General features: G+C 63.3%; 11 protein-coding genes and 1 tRNA gene. 6 read left to right on the top strand and 6 right to left on the bottom strand.

The genetic code is table 11. The annotated features are described in order from the left end of the window. Positions 1-329 precede the first annotated feature (329 nt). Genes CIW48_RS08115 through CIW48_RS08105 form a run of 3 tightly spaced genes read left to right on the top strand, consistent with a single transcriptional unit; the run spans position 330 to position 6,284 of the window. Positions 330-1,889 (top strand): class I SAM-dependent DNA methyltransferase, encoded by a 1,560-nt coding sequence (locus tag CIW48_RS08115; protein ID WP_149310359.1) that lies wholly within the window; start codon positions 330-332, stop codon positions 1,887-1,889. Next, entirely contained in the window at positions 1,886-3,127 is a 1,242-nt protein-coding gene (locus tag CIW48_RS08110; protein ID WP_149310358.1) for a restriction endonuclease subunit S, read from the top strand. The genes CIW48_RS08115 and CIW48_RS08110 overlap by 4 nt, the downstream gene beginning before the upstream one ends. Before the next feature lie 13 nt (positions 3,128-3,140). Further along, on the top strand, positions 3,141-6,284 hold the full coding sequence (locus CIW48_RS08105) for a type I restriction endonuclease subunit R (protein ID WP_246695166.1): 3,144 nt from the start codon (positions 3,141-3,143) through the stop codon (positions 6,282-6,284). 655 nt (positions 6,285-6,939) lie between these two features. Here CIW48_RS08105 and CIW48_RS08100 read toward each other — a convergent pair. The 6 genes from CIW48_RS08100 to CIW48_RS08075 form a co-directional block, all read right to left on the bottom strand. Continuing rightward, entirely contained in the window at positions 6,940-8,391 is a 1,452-nt protein-coding gene (locus CIW48_RS08100) for a hypothetical protein (protein ID WP_149310356.1), read from the bottom strand. Continuing rightward, positions 8,376-10,013 carry a VPA1262 family N-terminal domain-containing protein gene (locus CIW48_RS08095; protein ID WP_149310355.1) on the bottom strand — a complete coding sequence of 546 codons (1,638 nt, stop codon included), beginning with the start codon at positions 10,011-10,013 and terminating at the stop codon, positions 8,376-8,378. Before CIW48_RS08095 ends, CIW48_RS08100 begins: the two co-directional genes overlap by 16 nt. A 249-nt stretch (positions 10,014-10,262) precedes the next feature. Next, on the bottom strand, positions 10,263-11,870 hold the full coding sequence (locus CIW48_RS08090; protein ID WP_149310354.1) for a hypothetical protein: 1,608 nt from the start codon (positions 11,868-11,870) through the stop codon (positions 10,263-10,265). A gap of 95 nt (positions 11,871-11,965) precedes the next feature. Further along, positions 11,966-12,052: transfer RNA gene (locus tag CIW48_RS08085), tRNA-Leu, on the bottom strand. A gap of 33 nt (positions 12,053-12,085) precedes the next feature. After that, on the bottom strand, positions 12,086-13,279 hold the full coding sequence (locus CIW48_RS08080; protein ID WP_149310353.1) for an FAD-dependent monooxygenase: 1,194 nt from the start codon (positions 13,277-13,279) through the stop codon (positions 12,086-12,088). 12 nt (positions 13,280-13,291) lie between these two features. Beyond that, complete coding sequence (locus CIW48_RS08075) at positions 13,292-13,549, bottom strand: zinc-finger domain-containing protein (RefSeq protein ID WP_091779433.1); 258 nt, start codon at positions 13,547-13,549, stop codon at positions 13,292-13,294. A 201-nt stretch (positions 13,550-13,750) separates the two neighbouring features. On the opposite strand from CIW48_RS08075, the gene map reads away from it, so the two are divergent. The 3 genes from map to CIW48_RS08060 all read left to right on the top strand — a co-directional run bounded on the left by map (position 13,751) and on the right by CIW48_RS08060 (position 16,861). Next, positions 13,751-14,578, top strand: coding sequence for a type I methionyl aminopeptidase (map, locus tag CIW48_RS08070; RefSeq protein WP_091779431.1), 828 nt, complete (start codon positions 13,751-13,753; stop codon positions 14,576-14,578). A 6-nt stretch (positions 14,579-14,584) separates the two neighbouring features. Then, on the top strand, positions 14,585-15,331 hold the full coding sequence (gene radC / locus CIW48_RS08065; protein WP_149310352.1) for a DNA repair protein RadC: 747 nt from the start codon (positions 14,585-14,587) through the stop codon (positions 15,329-15,331). 96 nt (positions 15,332-15,427) lie between these two features. Continuing rightward, positions 15,428-16,861, top strand: coding sequence for a circularly permuted type 2 ATP-grasp protein (locus CIW48_RS08060; protein ID WP_091779426.1), 1,434 nt, complete (start codon positions 15,428-15,430; stop codon positions 16,859-16,861). Positions 16,862-16,869: the final 8 nt, after the last annotated feature.

The following is a 16,869-nucleotide window of genomic DNA, read 5'->3' as shown; positions in this document are numbered from 1 at the left end:
CGCGAGATACCATGGGCGTTCGCGCGGGGGCATGGGGGGACTCCGCGCCACACTTGATTGTCGATGTCGGCTCGCATTTTTGCGACACACATTCTGCACCTCGCTTACCACCAGTCCGGACCTTGTTCGCCGCGTAAGCTAGGCAGAGGCGGTGGGCGACCATCATCCACGCGCCTCAGAGGAACCGATTTGCAACCGTAAGATCGCAGCTTGGCTTTTCAGCCGTGGGGCGCTGTGCGATCAAACGACGGAACAGCAGTCGCCTGCTCGGCCGGGGCCCGATCGCCCCGCTATGAATCTGGCATGGTGGCGTAGCTCGGGGAGAAAACGTGGCCGTCGATCTTCAGGAACTGTCGCGGCGCCTTTTTAAGGCAGCGGACCAACTCTGGGCGAATAGCACCCTACGGCCCGACCAGTACGCCCAGCCTGTCCTGGCGCTCATCGCGCTGCGCCAGATGGAGGCGAAATTCGAGCTGGTCGACACCGAGCTTGCCCCGAAGTTCAAAGGGCGGCTCAAGGCCACCCCCGCCGATTACCAAGCTCGGGGTGCGATCTACCTGCCCGAGGTGGCTCGGTATTCCCACCTACTGGCCCTGCCTGAGAGCACGAACCTCGCCGAGGCGCTCAACAACGCGATGAAGAGCGTGGTCGAAAACAACCCCGATCTCGCGGGTGTGCTGCCTCAGGCCTATGGGGCCCTCCCTGATTCCGTACTGCGCGAGCTGATGCGCCTACTCGCCCCGCTGCAGATCGACGGTGACGCCTACGGCCTGATCTTCGAGTACTTCATGGGCGCATTCGCGGCGGCGTTCATGCAGAAGGGGGGCGAGTATTTTACCCCGTCCTCGATTGTGAAGCTGATCGTCGAGGTGATCGAGCCGTATCGCGGGAAGATTTTCGATCCTGCGTGTGGCTCTGGCGGCATGTTCGTCCACTCCGCCGAGTTCGTCCGCCGCCACCATGCGGCACCCGAACGGGACATCAGCATCTACGGCGTCGAGAAGATGTCGGACACGCAGCGTCTGTGCCGCCTGAACCTGGCCGTCCACGGGCTCTCCGGGGACATTAAGGAGGCAAGCAGTTACTACGACGACCCGCATCGGCTGGTCGGCAAGTTCGATTTCGTCATGGCGAACCCGCCCTTCAACCAGTCGGAGGTCGACAAGGCCCGGCTGGTCAGTGAGGCTGGTATCGTGGATGCTCGGTTCCCGCTTGGGATGCCAAACACCAACAATGCCAACTACCTTTGGATTGGCCTGTTTTACGCCGCACTGAATGAGAAGGGCCGTGCTGGGTTCGTGATGGCCAACTCCGCCAGCGACGCGGGTGGCTCTGAGCGGGTCATGCGGCAGAAGCTGGTAGAGAGCGGTGCGGTCGACTGCATCATCACCACCTCGCCAAACATGTTCTTCACCGTCACCCTGCCAGTGACGCTGTGGTTCCTCGATCGCGGCAAGTCCAAGGGCTCACGCAGCGACCAGGTGCTCTTCATCGATGCTCGCCACATCTTTAGGCAGGACAGCCGGGCCCATAGATCCTTCTCGGCCGAGCAGATTGAGTTCCTCGGAAACATCGTCCGCCTGTGGCGCGGGGAAGCCGTGGAGACTGAGCAGGGCAGCGGGGACCGCACAACTGAGATTTTTAGCACTAAGGGGTACCGTGACGTGCTCGGCCTCTGCAAGATTGCCAGCCGAGCCGAGATCGCCGCTCGGGACTGGAGCTTGAACCCTGGCCGCTACGTGGGGGTAAAACCCGGAAAAGTGCAAGATGATGAGGGATTTATGCTGAAACTTGAGGAGATGCAGGAGGAGCTAGAGTTGCTCAACACCGAGGCCGCGCGCTTGCAATCCCTCATCGCGGAAAACGTGGCGGAGCTATTAACAGTATGAGCGCCTGGCGGACCCACCGGATCGGCGAACTTGGGCGGATTGTGACTGGGAAAACCCCACCAGCGTCACTACCAGAGATGTTCTGCGGAACCGTCCCATTTTTAACGCCTACAGATATGAAAGACGACTGCAGGCACGTCGTAACTGGAAGAGCAGTCTCGACCGCTTGGGACCCGAAAAGCCGCGCGCTTTTGCCTGCGCAGACCATCTGTGTCGTCTGCATCGGCGCGACGATTGGCAAAATTTGCATGACGACGGAGCCGACACACACTAATCAACAGGTGAACAGCATTATCGTCGACACGACCCGTTTTGACCCATATTTTATCTACTATGCGATGCGTTTAAAAGCAAGTGAATTGAAGTCGCGTGCTGCCGGTGCTGCGACTCCAATTATTAATAAAACTGCATTTTCCAGTGTAACCATAGAGTCGCCGGATCTACCTACCCAAAAACGAATTGCGTCTTTCCTTACTGCTTATGACGACCTAATTGAGGTTAATCGACAACGATTGACGCTGCTGAAGGATATGTCGCACGGCTTGTTCGAAGAAATTGTCCGTCGAGCGCAAATTGAGGCGCCGGGCAATTATGTTGCAATGACAGATTTAGTTGCAAGCACGCTTGGGGGTGACTGGGGGACCGACGAGCCTGACGAGGAAAACAACCATCAAGTGCGAGTCATTCGAGGAACAGATCTTCGTAGGATCTCTGATGGAGACTTTTCATCGTGTCCAACTCGCTACATCTCCGCTAGCAGCGCACTTAAAAGAACACTAAGGCCACACGATGTAGTGCTAGAAAACTCAATTAACGCAAGAACGAGAGCAGCAGGCACTACACACTTCTGCACTCAGGGAATGCTTGATAGACTCGGTGGGTCGGTCATAGCGGCGAGCTTCTGTAGAGTATTCCGGTTTCGATTGCCTGAAGAAGCAGCCGTATTTCATCTTGAGTTGCAACGCATGCATCACAGTGGAGAGATCGAAAAATTTCAAGTCGTAGCAGCTAATGGAATAGCAAATTTTCAAACAACTCCGTTCCTCCGAGATGCCCGTGCCCGTTTAAGCATAGAAGAAAACCGAAATGCTATAAAGAAAGTTTTACCATTACTCGATACAAGATTTGCGGAGCAGATAGGTATGCTCACAGCATCTCGCAACCATCTATTGCCTCGCCTGATCTCCGGCCAGCTCTCGGTTGCCGCCGCCGAGCGTGAGCTGCTGGAAGCCGCATGAAATGGCCCCATCGTTGACCGGCCACATCGCCTCGGAGGAAGGCTCGGTGGAGCAGCCCGCGCTGGAGCTGCTGGAGGAGCTGGGTTGGCAGCGGGCCAACCTGCTATCGGAGCAACCTGGACCGAACAATCCAACCGGACGCACGAGCTTCCGTCAGACGTACCTGCCCGCTCGGCTACGGGCAGCGCTTACGAAGCTCAACCCGCACCTGCCCGAAGAGGCGCTTGCGCTCGCGGAAGAGCGCCTAACGGAGGATCGGTCGGCGATGCTCCCGGTGGCAGCCAATCGAGCCGTGCTGGATCTCCTGACTGAGGGTGTATCGGTCGATGTTCGGCGTGACGATGGCAAGTTCGAAACTGTAAGTGTTCGCACCATCGACTGGACGGAGCCGACCAACAACGATTTCCTGGTTGCCAGCCAAGTCTGGATCGAAGGTCCACTCCATAAGCGCCGGCCCGACACTATCGGGTTCGTCAACGGCCTACCGCTGATGCTATCCGAGTGGAAGGGCATCACCAAGCCGCTTGCTGAGGCCTACGACGCCAACCTGCGCGACTATCGCGACGCCGTCCCGCGCCTGTTCGATGCCAACGGCTTCGTGATCCTGTCTAACGGCCTCGAAGCTGTGATGGGCGCCAGCCATGCGCCCTTCGAGTTCTTCGCGCCCTGGAAGCGCCTGGAGGAAGGCGGGCCAGAGAGCGTGGGGCTGGAGATGCTGCTCCGCGCCACCTGCGAGCCGAGCCGCTTCCTCGACCTAATCGAGAACTTCATCCTGTTTGATGAAGGTCGTGACGGCCTGCGCAAGGTTGTGGGCAAGTACCATCAGGTGCTCGGGGTCAACCGTGCAATCCAGGCTGTGAGAGACTTGGAGGACAACCAAGGGCGGCTGGGCGTATTTTGGCACACGCAGGGGTCCGGCAAATCGTTCTCGATGGTCATGTTCGCCGAGAAGGTGCTGCGAAGACTCGGCGGCAACTTCACCTTCGTTATCGTCACCGACCGAACCGAGTTGGACGATCAGATCGCCGGGACCTTCGCGGCCACTGGGGCGCTAACCAAGAACGTCGACGACGCCCAGGCAGACAGCCGGGTCCATCTCCGCGAACTGCTAGCGGGCAACGAGCGGTACGTGTTCACGCTCGTTCAAAAGTTCAGTACCGCCGACCGGGAGCCCATGCCGATCCTGTCCGAGCGGTCAGACGTGATCGTCATCACTGACGAGGCGCACCGCAGCCAGTACGATCAGCTCGCCGCCAACATGCGAGCCGCGCTTCCCAACGCTGCATTCATCGGCTTCACCGGCACCCCCCTGATCCAGGGTGAGGAGAGCCGCACCCGCGAGGTGTTCGGCGACTACGTGTCGGTCTACGACTTCGCTCAATCTGTGAGAGACGGCGCGACTGTCCCGCTGTTCTACGAGGCCCGCAAGCCCGAGCTGCAGATGAAGGCGGACGAGCTGCGCGAGGACATGGAGGCGTTGCTGGAAGAGGCAGCGCTAGACGAGGCCCAGGAAGAGCGTCTCAATCGCGAGTTCGCTCGCCAGTACCAGCTAATCACCCGCGATGACCGACTTGATAAGGTTGCTGACGACCTAGTTCTTCATTTCGCGACCCGTGGGTACCGCGGCAAGGCGATGTTCGTGGCGATCGACAAAGCCACCGCCGTCCGCATGTACGATAAGACCAAGTTAGCCGTAGCGCGGCTGATCGCGGCTGACGAAGAGAAGCTAAAGACCGCGCATGAGGCTGAAGGGGCTGCCATCGTCGATCGGCTGGCCTGGATGCGCTCGCTTGATAGCGCTGTAGTCGTCAGCCAATCCCAGAACGAGATCGGCGACATGAAGGCTAAGGGGCTGGACATCGTGCCCCACCGGACTCGGATGCAGCAGGAGGATCTGGAGTCCAAGTTCAAGAACGCTGACGATCCGCTTCGTCTGGTGTTCGTCTGCGCCATGTGGATCACAGGGTTCGACGTTCCTTCGATCAGCACCGTCTATCTCGACAAGCCCATGCGCAATCACACGCTCATGCAGACGATTGCGCGAGCGAACCGGCGGGCTGCCGGCAAGACCTCGGGCGTCATCGTCGATTATGTCGGTGTGTTCCAGAACCTACAAAAGGCCCTGGCAGTCTATGCGGGCGCGGCGGCAGGCGATGGTTCCGCAGCCGGCGCGAGCCCAATCGAGGACAAGCAGGCTCTGGTTGACGCACTGCAGGCCGAGCTAGCCGTGGTGGCGGCCTTCGTTGATCCTCTTGGTGTCAGCACTGACGCAATCCTGGCAGCCAAAGGATTTGCTCGGAACGCGCTGATCGCGGCTGGCGTGGAGGCATTGGTTGCCCCCGACGAGCGCCGCCGTGAGTTCCTGCGGCTCGCTGGCAATGCCGTGAAGGCCTACAAGGCTCTACTGCCCGACGAACGCGCCGCGCCTTACCTCGGGCCGGTTGCCGTCATCCACACGCTGTCCGACGCTGTGAAAGCCAAGCTGGGCCCAGTCGACATCTCGGCAGTCTCTACCCGGATCGCGGCGTTGCTGGACGACAAAATCGAAGGGGTTGCCATCCTTACTCCTATCGTCGAGGGCGACCACGCCGAGGGTCGCGTGGACCTATCGGGCATCGACTTCGACAAGCTTGCAAGCCTGTTCGCCACCACTCCAAAGACCGCTGCTGCGCAGCTTCGCGAGGCAAGCGCGAAGAAGGTAGAGAAGATGGCTGAGCAGAATCCGACGCGCCAGGGACTTGTCGAGCGGTTACAAGAGCTGGTCGCCAAGTACAATGCGGGGTCGATCGACGTGGAGTCGTTCTTCAAGGACCTAAAGGCCTTCGTGCGCCAGTTAGACCAGGAGGAGAGCAGGGCAGCCAGAGAGGGCCTGAACGAGGAAGAGTTGGCGATCTTCGACCTCCTGACCAAGCCCGCGCCCGCGCTTACTCAGGCGCAGGAGATTGAGGTGAAACGAGTGGCCCGCGAACTGCTGGAGAAACTCAAGGTGCTCGTATCTGGGGTCGACTGGCTACGCGGCCGCCAGAGCCGAGCGACAGTCTTTTCTGAGATCAGGTTCAAGCTCAACGAACTACCCGAGGAGCCTTACCCGGAGCCGTTGTGGAACGCCAAAATCGATCAGGTCTGGAATTTCGTGCTTCAGCATTACTCCGCGTAGCGCCTTCTGGGTTGCTGCGGATTCCAATCGCCACAGCATGATTTGAGGATCGCGATGCCGCAAATTTCATTGGCCGAGTCGTTGAAGCGCGACGCAAATTGGGAAATCTCAAATTTCGGCTATAATGGCCCGAACAATCCTTATGTAAGGCTTGGCGTGAAATTTAATATCAGTCGACTTGAGGCTGTTCCGGTATTTGAGTGTTGGATTAAGGACAAAATATGGGGTCGAACTAAGCTGCCTATCAAAAATCATCTAGGTAGATACGAGTTTTTGTCCGTTGATCCAATGGCATTCGAAGATGCTTTCGGGAAGGAGCACGCGCAGCCGGGAAGGTTTCCCTTTGGTGAAGAACTAAGGGTTCTAGAGGTGCATGTAGATGAGATTAAGATCATAATTCATAGGACCGGGGAATTGCTATGCATGCCGACTCGCGCACTCTCTGTCGCATCAATGGTATGGGTGCACTGAGTTTGAAAGCTGCGGCCTGTTCGATCCATGGTATAGCCTGGTGGTCCAAATCCGGCGCTTGATACCTGCAGCGAGGGGCTGCTTGCGACCCGTGTCGGACCGCCGGAAGGTCTGCTTACAAAAAGTCTGATTGGCCCTAAGCGACCGAAATTGGCCGAGAGCGGATCGGCTGTTTACGAACCCCTCAATCGGAAAGCTGTCGATCGTTCCAGCCATATCTCCGTTGGAGGAACTCGTCAGTTGCTGCGGCCGGAAGATCAATAGAAGGACCCGGCAACCAGTTGGCATCGGCTGCTGATCGGCGTGTCGCATGGGCCAGAACCTGATGCCGAGAGACCAGCCGGAAGAAATCAGACATGGCTGAGCTAAGAGAGGCATGCCATCGCATGTCCAAGCTGCGCAGATCATCCGCGAAGGAACGCTCCAGCTCGGCGAGCGGCCTTTGCGGCTCGCCCTCAATGAGCCAGCCCACCACGCCGTAGTCCAACGCGCTCCGGGCTAGAGACGTGAGGTTCTGACCCTCGTTCCTCGCGAAATCCCATGTGTGCCATCGCTCGAAAGCCGCACGCCAGAGCGCAAGCCGGCGCACGGCTCCCGCCCGCGCTCGAAACACCGACAGGCAGTGCGTGACGTTTGCTCGGATATCGCCGTCCGATGTGTCCAGCGAGATGCTTTCGACATACGCCTGAAGCGCGGGTCCGTCGCTGCGGGCCAGAGCACGACCTAATGCGGCCTGCATGTGGGGATGGCGAACTGGATAGCGGTTGCAGATGGCGAGCCAGCGAGGCCAGTCGTCTGCGTCCTTGGCCATGACGATCAGCAGGTTCCTGAGCGCCGTTTCCTCGAGAGGCAGCAAATCGCGTACCTCCCGGTAGGCGACGCGTTCCAGGGCTACGAACCGGGCGTAGCCATTCCCGCTGGCCGTCGCGAGACGAAGGGCGTCCGCGAGCGGCAGTGGCGCCATGGCGAGGTGGCTATGCAACCAGCCCTCGCTTCTGTTGGCCAAACGGACGAGGCGTGGCCAATCGAGATGCGAGAGCGCTAAGGTCGCTTGCCGCGCGCCCAAATCGGGGCGCGGAAGTTGCTCGAAGGCTCGAGCCCGCTCTCCCAGTTCCGCCCAATCGCGTGCCCGTTCGGCCTCCTGCGTGGCATGCAGATGCTCGCGCTCCCAGACCGGTGCATCATCGAGGACCTGCGCTAGAGGCGCTCGATGGTGCAGCACGACCTCGAACGCTGCATTCGTGAGGCGGCATCCTTGAAGACGAGGCTGCACCGCTTCCCAGAAGCCTCCATCAACGTTCCAGGCCGCCACAGACGCCAACGCCGCCTCGATCCGCAAGCCGGATCGATCGCGATGTGGGGCCCACTCAGCGAGCGCCTTTACGGTCCAACCGAGACGTCTCGCCAGATGGAGAGTCTCTTCGTCCGTCAGGCCCGGCGAGGCGGCGAGAGCGCGCGGAACGTCGCCGAGGTCCGCGCGTGTCGCTGTCGTCAAGCGTTCGACCATCGTGTCGGCGCCCGACACCTCGAGATCCGTGATGACGCCCTCGAGGTTGGAGGGAGCTGCAACATCTCCGTCCCACACATCCAGGAGGTGCCGGAGGGTTGACGCGCGCCCTGTCACCACGACCTCCATATGACGTGCTGCGGGTCATCCAATGCCGCCCAAAGGTCCTCGAACGCCCCTGCCACCATGGCTGGGTTCGACACCCGCTGCAGGATGTGATGGGCTTGCCCGAGGCTGTTGACGGAGGTTCCGAGCGACCACGCACGCGGGCCATCGCGCATGTTCGGAAAGATCAGGAAGCGGTCGTGGAAGTGCCACCCCTTCGGTCCTCGGCGGGTCCGGTACTCGAGGCGCAGACCCTGGCGGTTTCCGGCATCGCGTTCGAGAATGGCTCTCTGCCGATCCGCAAAAGGCTGCCTCGGCGCAACAGATCCTTGCGGAGCTGAGCAATCCTGCGAGGTTTCGGGGGGAGGATCACGACCATCCGTTAGGGCTCGCAGCGGTGCGCCGCTGTGACTGCACCAGAAGAGCGTCCGGAGAAGGTCTTCAGCGGAGAGGTACGGGTCCCAGAGATCCACTCCGGTCTGGCCGTGCGTGTCGATAAGGAAGCGGACGTCAGCCAGAGCTCGAACCTGCTGTGCCGTCGAGTTTGCCTGGGGGCGATACTGAACGAAGTCGCGTGTCTCTTCGAGGCGGCGCCTCTCCTCGAGGTCCTGCCGGCGACCAAGCCAGAAGTTTGCGTCCTTGCCGGCCGCCGGGCCCACCAAGCTGCTTCTGGTCTCCGTGAGCTTCACCCGCTCGGCAAAGGGCTGGCCTTCGAGGTCGGGCGCGGTGAACAGACGCGGTTCGTGCTGGATCACATGCATGTCTAGCCCGATCCGCTCGATGGTCGACGTCGATGCTGTTGCGCTGACCAGTATGCCCGCCTCGGCGTCCCAAATCTCCGTTTCCAGAGGTTGGCGATGATTGTCGATGGGAAGCCGAACGCCCTCTGTAAATCGTTCGCCGACCGCCGCTCCGGTCAGCAGCTCGTCCCATCGGGTGCGAGCCGCGGTCGCCAGAGGACGCGGCGGCGAACCGTTGCGCCATGTCACAGCGACATCGGAATGCTCCGCGCCGCGGGGTGCTGTGACGCTCGGTACCAAGATTGTGACGGGAAGCTGGATCAGTACATCGCCAAGCAGATCCGCAAGGCCGGCAAACGCGATCGGCACGCCGGCTGAAACGGCGTCTGAGAGCGTCTGCAGCCGCCGCCGGTCGGCGAAGAAGGGCTCGAAGGGTGCCTTTTGCTGGTCCGTGAGCCGGAAAACGTGCGATCCCGCCCAGAAGTTGTTTTTCAGGACGTTGTTGAGCGGAACGCGGACCGTCCCGTCCGCAGGTGCGAACACCGCAGGTTCTGGCCTCAAGTTGCCCGTTCCAAGCGGGCGCCCGCTCAAGGTCCACTGCCCCGTGGTTTCGAGCGATTCTAACGCGCGATCCAGGGCCACGACTGGCCGGAGTGTGCGCATGACGCCAAACGACCAGTCCCTGAAGCCCTCGATCCGCCCGATCCGGCCGGTAAGGCACTCCGTGCGTTCGGTATCGCCGACGTGGGGACGACCTTCCGCGAGCACGGCGACGGACAGGACATTGATCGTTGTCCCACCGCGCGGCGTGCCAATCACCTCGATCAGCTCGATGTGATCGAACTCGCCGATACGACCTGGGGTGAGAAGGAAGCGCAACTCTTCTCGAAGCTTCTCGAAAGTCATAATCGCTCCCGGCCCACTCTCCCAATGGTCGCAAACATAAAGAAGTTTGGAAAACCAGGCGGCCTGAGCCCGCGCCCGGTTTGCAGATGCCGGAAAAGGACGCCGAATGACAGAGATGGGCGAAGCAGAACGGCCGCTTCCGGGCGGCGGGTCAACTTCCGTTCACCACCCGTTGCGGACTCCGCGGGGAGGCCAAGCGTCGGATTTCGACCACTCGGACGTCGTCTTCAAGGGGATTTGAGTGCCTGTTCACAGCTCATAGCGGGGAAACAGCTTCAGCTCCCCGGCCATGTCCTCCACTGTGGGGGTCTCGTAGTCATCCCCCACATCGTGACTGGCGTGCCCGCAAAAGGCGGACCTGACGCGCCGCTCGATCTTCGCCCTGGCTGCTCTGCGCTTGAAGGTGTGGCGCCATGCGTGGTTCGGGCTGATGTTTCGATCGGTTACTCCAAGGCCCCTAACCCACTCCGCGAGCTTGTTCCTCTGCTTCACCCACGGGGCCTGGACGGGGTTCGTCGGGTCGTCTCGGACAACCCGCTGTCCATCAGGATCGTAGAACAGCGGCCCCTTACCGACGGAGTTCACGAACTCGATTAGGCCCTGCTCAATCAGGTGCTCGTGCAGCGGCACTGTCCGAGCTTGCCCGCCCTTCACCGTACCGGCTTCGGGGCTAATCCGCATGAGCCAGAAGCCGTCCTTGTGGCGCGTGAAGTCCTCGCCGCGAAGCTGCGTTACCTCTCCCGGCCGCGAGCCCGTGTAGGCGCAGATCCAGGGCACCCAACGGCGTGCTGCGATGTTGTGAGAAGCCATGCGGCCGACAGCCGGAGCCGTGGTCGCCTTCAGGATGGTGCGCCACTCATCGTCGTGGAACTCGCGCTCTCTCACCTTCGGTGCTGCCCTACCAACTGCGACGCTTATGCCCTGGAACGGGTTGGAGGCGATGCGCTTGTTCTCGCTCGCCCAACCAAACGCTACGCGAGCAGCACGAAGCCACACGTCGTTCACAACCCGCGCTGTGCGATCAGGGGTGACGAGAGTGCTCTTCCATCCGATGGCATCCTCGCTCGTTATGGTCGCGATGTCTCTGCCCTCGAAGTATGCGTCCAGGGCACGGAGCACGGCTCGCCAGCGGTTCACCGTGGCAGCTCCAGGTTTTCGCTCGGCGATCCATGCCTCAAACAAGGCCCAGCACGTCAGCCCTGCGGCTTTGGTGCGCACCACCGACTTGAACTCCGGGTGACGCTCCGGGCGTGCATCGGGGGCGTAGTCGCCCTCTGCACGGCGCTTGAGGGCATGTGCGGCTGCATCGAGTTCTCCCTCCACGATGTCGAGGAAGGCGTCAGTTGCCGCTTGTGTCAGCCGAATGCCCTGTTCGCGAAGGAAGGGCGCGATTTGTCCCAGCTCGGTCACAGTGGCGCGCACATGGCGACGAGCTGCGGGGCTTTCGGGCTCGTCGTCATCCTCATCAGGAGAGCCAACAGTGTGCCCGGCGAGGCGTAGACGAGCTTCCTCAAGGCGTTCGTGAAGGTGCTCCCACCGCTCGGGATCACCCGGTTCATCCTGATGCCGGCCAACAAACCAGCCGTACCACTGGCCGGCCAGTCCATGTGCTTCGCGGTGCGTTAGCCCCCTGCCCTCACCTCGTGCCGCAGCCCGCAAAGCCTCGATGCGGCTCGTGATGGTCGCGTCCCATTCCCGCAGCTCGGCCTTCGCGGCGCCTGTGGAAAGGCTTGCCGGGCGCCGAAAACGCTCCTCCTGTGACACGCCGTGCGTCTGCTTGTACGCCTCGCGCACATCTTTCGGGATGCCCTTGCGGGAGAACCAGTCCCCATTGGGGGCACGGCTCAGGGAGGTCATCGGCACAGCCATTTGTAGCGCCCTTTGTAGCGGTGGGCGCCGAAAAACATCATAGTGCCAGCATGTTGCTGGAATCGTTGCCGATTTCAAGAGTATGGTGCGGACGGCGGGACTCGAACCCGCACGGCCTTGCGGCCGCAAGATTTTAAGTCTCGTGCGTCTACCGGTTCCGCCACGTCCGCATGCGCCCTCGGTAGCGGGGGCAGCGGGTCCGATCAAGCGGGAGGCGTCCAGCCGTAGAGCCAGGCGTAGCGGTCGCGCATCCCGTCCGGGCCGAGTCGGGCCATCACCGCGTTGCGCAGGAGCGCCACCAGCCCGCCGGCATGATAGGTCCGGCCGTTGCTCCGCGCCGCCTTCTGGACCCGTCGCGCCCGGGGCGTCCGCGCATCCGAGAACGCGGCGAGCGCTGCCGGCACATCCGCGTGGTCGGCGAGGGTGCGCGTCAGAATCGCGGCATCCTCGATCGCCAGGGCTGCCCCCTGAGCGAGGAAGGGCAGCACCGGATGGCCGGCATCGCCGATCAGCGCGAGCCGGTCTCGGGCGAGCGGGCGTGCGACGGCCCGGTCGGCGAGCGACCAGACCAGCCAGGAATCCGGCAGGCTCAGGAGGTTGCGCAGAGGCCCGGCGCAGCCGCGCAGATGGCCGCGCAGCACGGCCGGATCCCCGAGGCGGCCCCAATCCTCGTCGCCCACCGCCTCGGGAACCACAGCCACGACGTTGAGGAACTGGCTGTCCCGAACCGGGTAATGCACCACGTGCCGGCCGCGGCCGAGCCACAGCCCGGTCGCGGCGCCGCGCAGATCCGGCGGCACCGCTTCCATGGGGATCAGCGCCCGCCACGCCGCGGCCTGACCGGGGCGGAGCGGCGCCGAATCGAGATGGGTGCGCAGGCGCGACCGCAGCCCATCCGCCCCGATCGCGAGGTCGAAGACGACAGGCTGGGCCCCGCTCGCGCCCTCCACCGTGAGGACGGCCTCGGAGGCCGTCTGGGCGACGGCCGTCACGGTGCGGCCCATCATCAGGCGGATCGCCGAGCGGCTCCGGAGTGCGTCGAGCAGCAGCGTCTGCAGATCGGCGCGGTGAATGACGTAGTAGGGCGCGCCGAACCGGCTCTGCGCCTGCGCCCCGAGCGCCACGCCGCCGATGCGGCGGCCGCTGTCGAGAGCCCGCACCTCCACGGAGGGCGGCTCGCTCGCCGCGCGGCGCAGGGCTGCCGAGAGCCCGAGGCCGGCCAGAACCCGGCTGGCATTGGGCGAGATCTGGATCCCGGCTCCGACCTCGCTGAAGCCGGTCCGCCGCTCGATCACCGTGACGGAATGGCCGGCATCCGACAGCGCCAAGGCCGCCGTGAGGCCGCCGATCCCGGCCCCGACGATCCCGATCCGCAGAGATGGATTGCCAGAGGGCACGGTGGTCGGCGCCTACTCCGCCGCGAGCTTGGCGTCGTCCCGCCACACGCAGGCCTGCGGCTCCGCCTCGTCGGCCTTCAGGCCGGCGCGGTAGCGATAGAGCGTCGAGCAATACTGGCAGATGATTTCGCTGTCGGCGCCCATGTCGAGGAACACGTGCGGGTGGTCGAACGGCGGCAAAGCGCCGATGCACATGAACTCCTTCACCCCCACGGTGATCACCGGCACGCCCGGCTCGTTGTGGAAGTGCGGTACCGCCTTGCCTGCCATCCGGCCCTCGCCTGCCCCGCGACGGAGTGCGCGGCGAATCTGCCTGCGTGCTCCCGGGCGTCTCGTGGCCGCTTATGCCGCCAGCCCCGCGGCCGGCGCAAGCCTCGCCCGACCGTCCGCCGACGCGGCTTGGCCTCCCGCGCCCCGCACCGTACATAGAGCGACGCCCGATAGACGCCGCCGCGAAAAAAAGTCCCGACCATGCAGCAGGAACAAGCCAGTGCGCAGGGTGCGCGCCGCGCTCCGGAACCGCCGATCCACGGTCCCGAGGGTTTCGAAGGCATGCGCCGGGCGGGGCGGCTCACGGCCGAGGCCCTCGACTTGCTGATGGAGGCGACGCAGCCCGGCGTCACCACCGAGGAACTCGATAAGCTCGCCTATACATTCGCGATGGATCACGGCGCCTATCCGGCCTCGCTGCTCTATCGCGGCTATCCGAAGTCGATCTGCACCTCGATCAACCACGTGGTCTGCCACGGCATCCCCAACGACAAGCCGCTCCGCGAGGGCGACATCGTCAACCTCGACATCTGCCTGATCCTCGACGGCTGGCACGGCGATTCGAGTCGGATGGCCTATGTCGGCGAAGTGCCGCGGAAGGCTCAGCGCCTGTGCGAGATCACCTACGAGGCACTGATGCGCGGCGTCGCGGCGGTGAAGCCTGGCGGCTCGACCAACGATATCGGCCGGGCGATCCAATCCTTCGCCGAGGGCGAGCGCTGCTCGGTGGTGCGTGATTTCTGCGGCCACGGGCTCGGGCGCACCTATCACGATGCCCCTACGATCCTGCACTACGTCGAGGCGAGCTACGACGTCCCTTTCAAGCCCGGCCAGTTCTTCACGATCGAGCCGATGATCAATCTCGGGCGGCCCGCCGTGAAGGTGCTGGGCGACGGCTGGACCGCCGTGACCCGGGACCGGTCGCTCTCCGCCCAGTTCGAGCACACCGTGGGCGTCACCGAGACCGGCGTCGAGATCTTCACGATCTCGCCGAAGGGGCTGCATCAGCCCGTCAATCCGGCGGCCTGAGCGGCCGTGACGGGGGCGCCGGACGACGGCGAGGCGGGGCTGTTCGCCGACAGCGCCGTTTCGTCCTCGGTCGAGAAGGAGACGCCGCATTATCACGGCCACCGCGACCGCCTGCGGGAGAAGTTCTCCACGGCAGGCCCCGACGCGCTGCCCGATTATGAATTGCTGGAACTGGTCCTGTTCCGGGCGATCCCGCGGCGCGACGTGAAGCCCCTCGCCAAGGCTCTGGTCGCTCGGTTCGGCAGCTTCGCCGAGGTGGTGAGCGCCGAGCCGGCACGGCTCATGGAGGTGGAGGGCGTGAGTGCGGGCGTTGCATCGGACCTCAAGGTGATCGAGGCCGCAGCCCGGCGCCTCGCCCGCGGCGCGATCCGCGAGCGGGCGCTGCTGGCCTCGTGGAGCGCGCTGCACGAGTACCTGCGTGCCACCATGGCTTTCGCCCCGCGCGAGGAATTGCGCGTTCTGTTCCTCGACAAGCGCAACCACCTCATCGCCGACGAGGTGCAGGGGCGCGGCACCGTCGATCACACGCCGGTCTATCCCCGCGAGGTCGCCCGGCGGGCGCTGGAGCTGTCGGCGACCGCGATCATCCTGGCCCACAACCACCCGTCCGGCGATCCGACCCCCTCCGCCGCCGATGTGGCGATGACCCGCGAAATCGTGACGGTGCTGGCGCCGCTGAAGATCGTCGTGCACGACCACGTGATCCTCGGCCGAAACGGCCATGCCAGCCTGAAAGGTTTGAAGCTGATCTGATCCTCCGGCTGCCTTGAGCGTTATCGCCGGTGGCTATAGCCATGAACGCGTGGCGCGCCTCTTGCCTCAAGAGCGGGAGCGCACGGGAGGAGCGAGATGGCGGTGACGGCCTTCGACGAGATGAACGGGATCGGCGCTGCCGATCCGGCTGCCGTCCGTGACGCCTACGGCCAGCTCAAGGCCTGGCTGGACGCGACGCCGCCCGAGCATTTCAACACCCGCCGCAGCCAGGCCGAGCTGCTGTTCCGCCGGATCGGCATCACCTTCGCGGTCTACGGCGACAACGAGTCGACCGAGCGGCTGATCCCATTCGACATCATCCCGCGGGTGATCACCAAGCCGGAATGGGCCTTCCTGGAACGCGGGCTGAAGCAGCGGGTCACCGCCATCAACCTGTTCCTGAAGGACATCTACGGCGCGCAGGAATGCATCAAGGCCGGCATCATCCCGGCCGACCTCGTCTACCGGAACGCCCATTACCGCATGGAGATGCGCTCCTTCCGCGTGCCGCACGACCTCTACGTCCACATCGCCGGCATCGACATCGTCCGGACCGGCGAGAACGACTTCTTCGTGCTGGAAGACAATGCCCGCATCCCGTCCGGCGTCTCATACATGCTGGAGAACCGGGAGGTGATGTTGCGCCTGTTCCCGGACCTGTTCTCCAAGCATCGGGTCGCGCCGGTGGAGAACTACCCGGACGCGCTGCTCGCCACCCTGCGCAGCCTCGCACCGGGCTCGGCGGCGCGGGACCCGACCGTCGTGCTGCTCACCCCCGGGCGCTACAATTCGGCGTTCTACGAGCACTCGTTCCTGGCCGACAAGCTCGGCGTCGAACTGGTGGAAGCGTCCGATCTCTTCACCAAGGACGACGTGGTTTACATGCGCACCACGGAGGGGCCGCGTCGGGTCGACGTGATCTACCGCCGCCTCGACGACGATTTCCTGGATCCCCTCGTCTTCCGCCCGGATTCGGTCCTCGGCGTGCCGGGCCTGATGAATGCCTACGAGCGCGGCTCCGTGACCTTGGCCAACGCGGTCGGGACCGGCATCTCGGACGACAAGGCGGTCTACAGCTACATGCCGGAGATCGTGAAGTTCTTCACCGGCGAGGAGCCGATCCTGCACAACGTGCCGACCTATCGGTGTCGCGAGAAGGATTCCTTCGCCTACGTGATGGATAACCTCTCCGAGCTGGTGGTGAAGGAGGTGAACGGCTCCGGCGGATACGGCATGCTGGTCGGCCCACATGCCAGCAAGCGCGAGATCGACGACTTCGCCAAGAAGCTCAAGCACGCACCGGACGGCTTCATCGCGCAGCCGACCCTGTCGCTCTCCACCTGCCCGACCTTCGTGGCCTCGGGTGTCGCTCCGCGCCACGTCGACCTGCGGCCGTTCGTGCTGTGCGGGGCCGACCAGATCCGCATCGTGCCGGGCGGCCTGACCCGGGTGGCGCTGAAGGAGGGCTCCCTGGTGGTCAATTCCAGCCAGGGCGGTGGCACGAAGGACACCTGGGTGCTCGACGCCTGAGGTCCACA

It is taken from the genome of Methylobacterium sp. P1-11, assembly GCF_008329595.1.
Lineage (GTDB): Bacteria > Pseudomonadota > Alphaproteobacteria > Rhizobiales > Beijerinckiaceae > Methylobacterium.
The sequence above is the reverse complement of the archived record's forward strand: the minus strand, read 5'-3'. Positions and strand labels throughout refer to the sequence as shown.

Excerpts from the sequence above, each read along its gene's own strand:
- CIW48_RS08075 (WP_091779433.1), bottom strand. The coding sequence starts at position 13,549 with ATGGCAGGCAAGGCGGTACCGCACTTCCACAACGAGCCGGGCGTGCCG.
- map (WP_091779431.1), top strand. The coding sequence starts at position 13,751 with ATGCAGCAGGAACAAGCCAGTGCGCAGGGTGCGCGCCGCGCTCCGGAA.
- CIW48_RS08090 (WP_149310354.1), bottom strand. The coding sequence starts at position 11,870 with ATGACCTCCCTGAGCCGTGCCCCCAATGGGGACTGGTTCTCCCGCAAG.
- CIW48_RS08060 (WP_091779426.1), top strand. The coding sequence starts at position 15,428 with ATGGCGGTGACGGCCTTCGACGAGATGAACGGGATCGGCGCTGCCGAT.
- CIW48_RS08100 (WP_149310356.1), bottom strand. The coding sequence starts at position 8,391 with ATGGAGGTCGTGGTGACAGGGCGCGCGTCAACCCTCCGGCACCTCCTG.
- CIW48_RS08110 (WP_149310358.1), top strand. The coding sequence starts at position 1,886 with ATGAGCGCCTGGCGGACCCACCGGATCGGCGAACTTGGGCGGATTGTG.
- CIW48_RS08095 (WP_149310355.1), bottom strand. The coding sequence starts at position 10,013 with ATGACTTTCGAGAAGCTTCGAGAAGAGTTGCGCTTCCTTCTCACCCCA.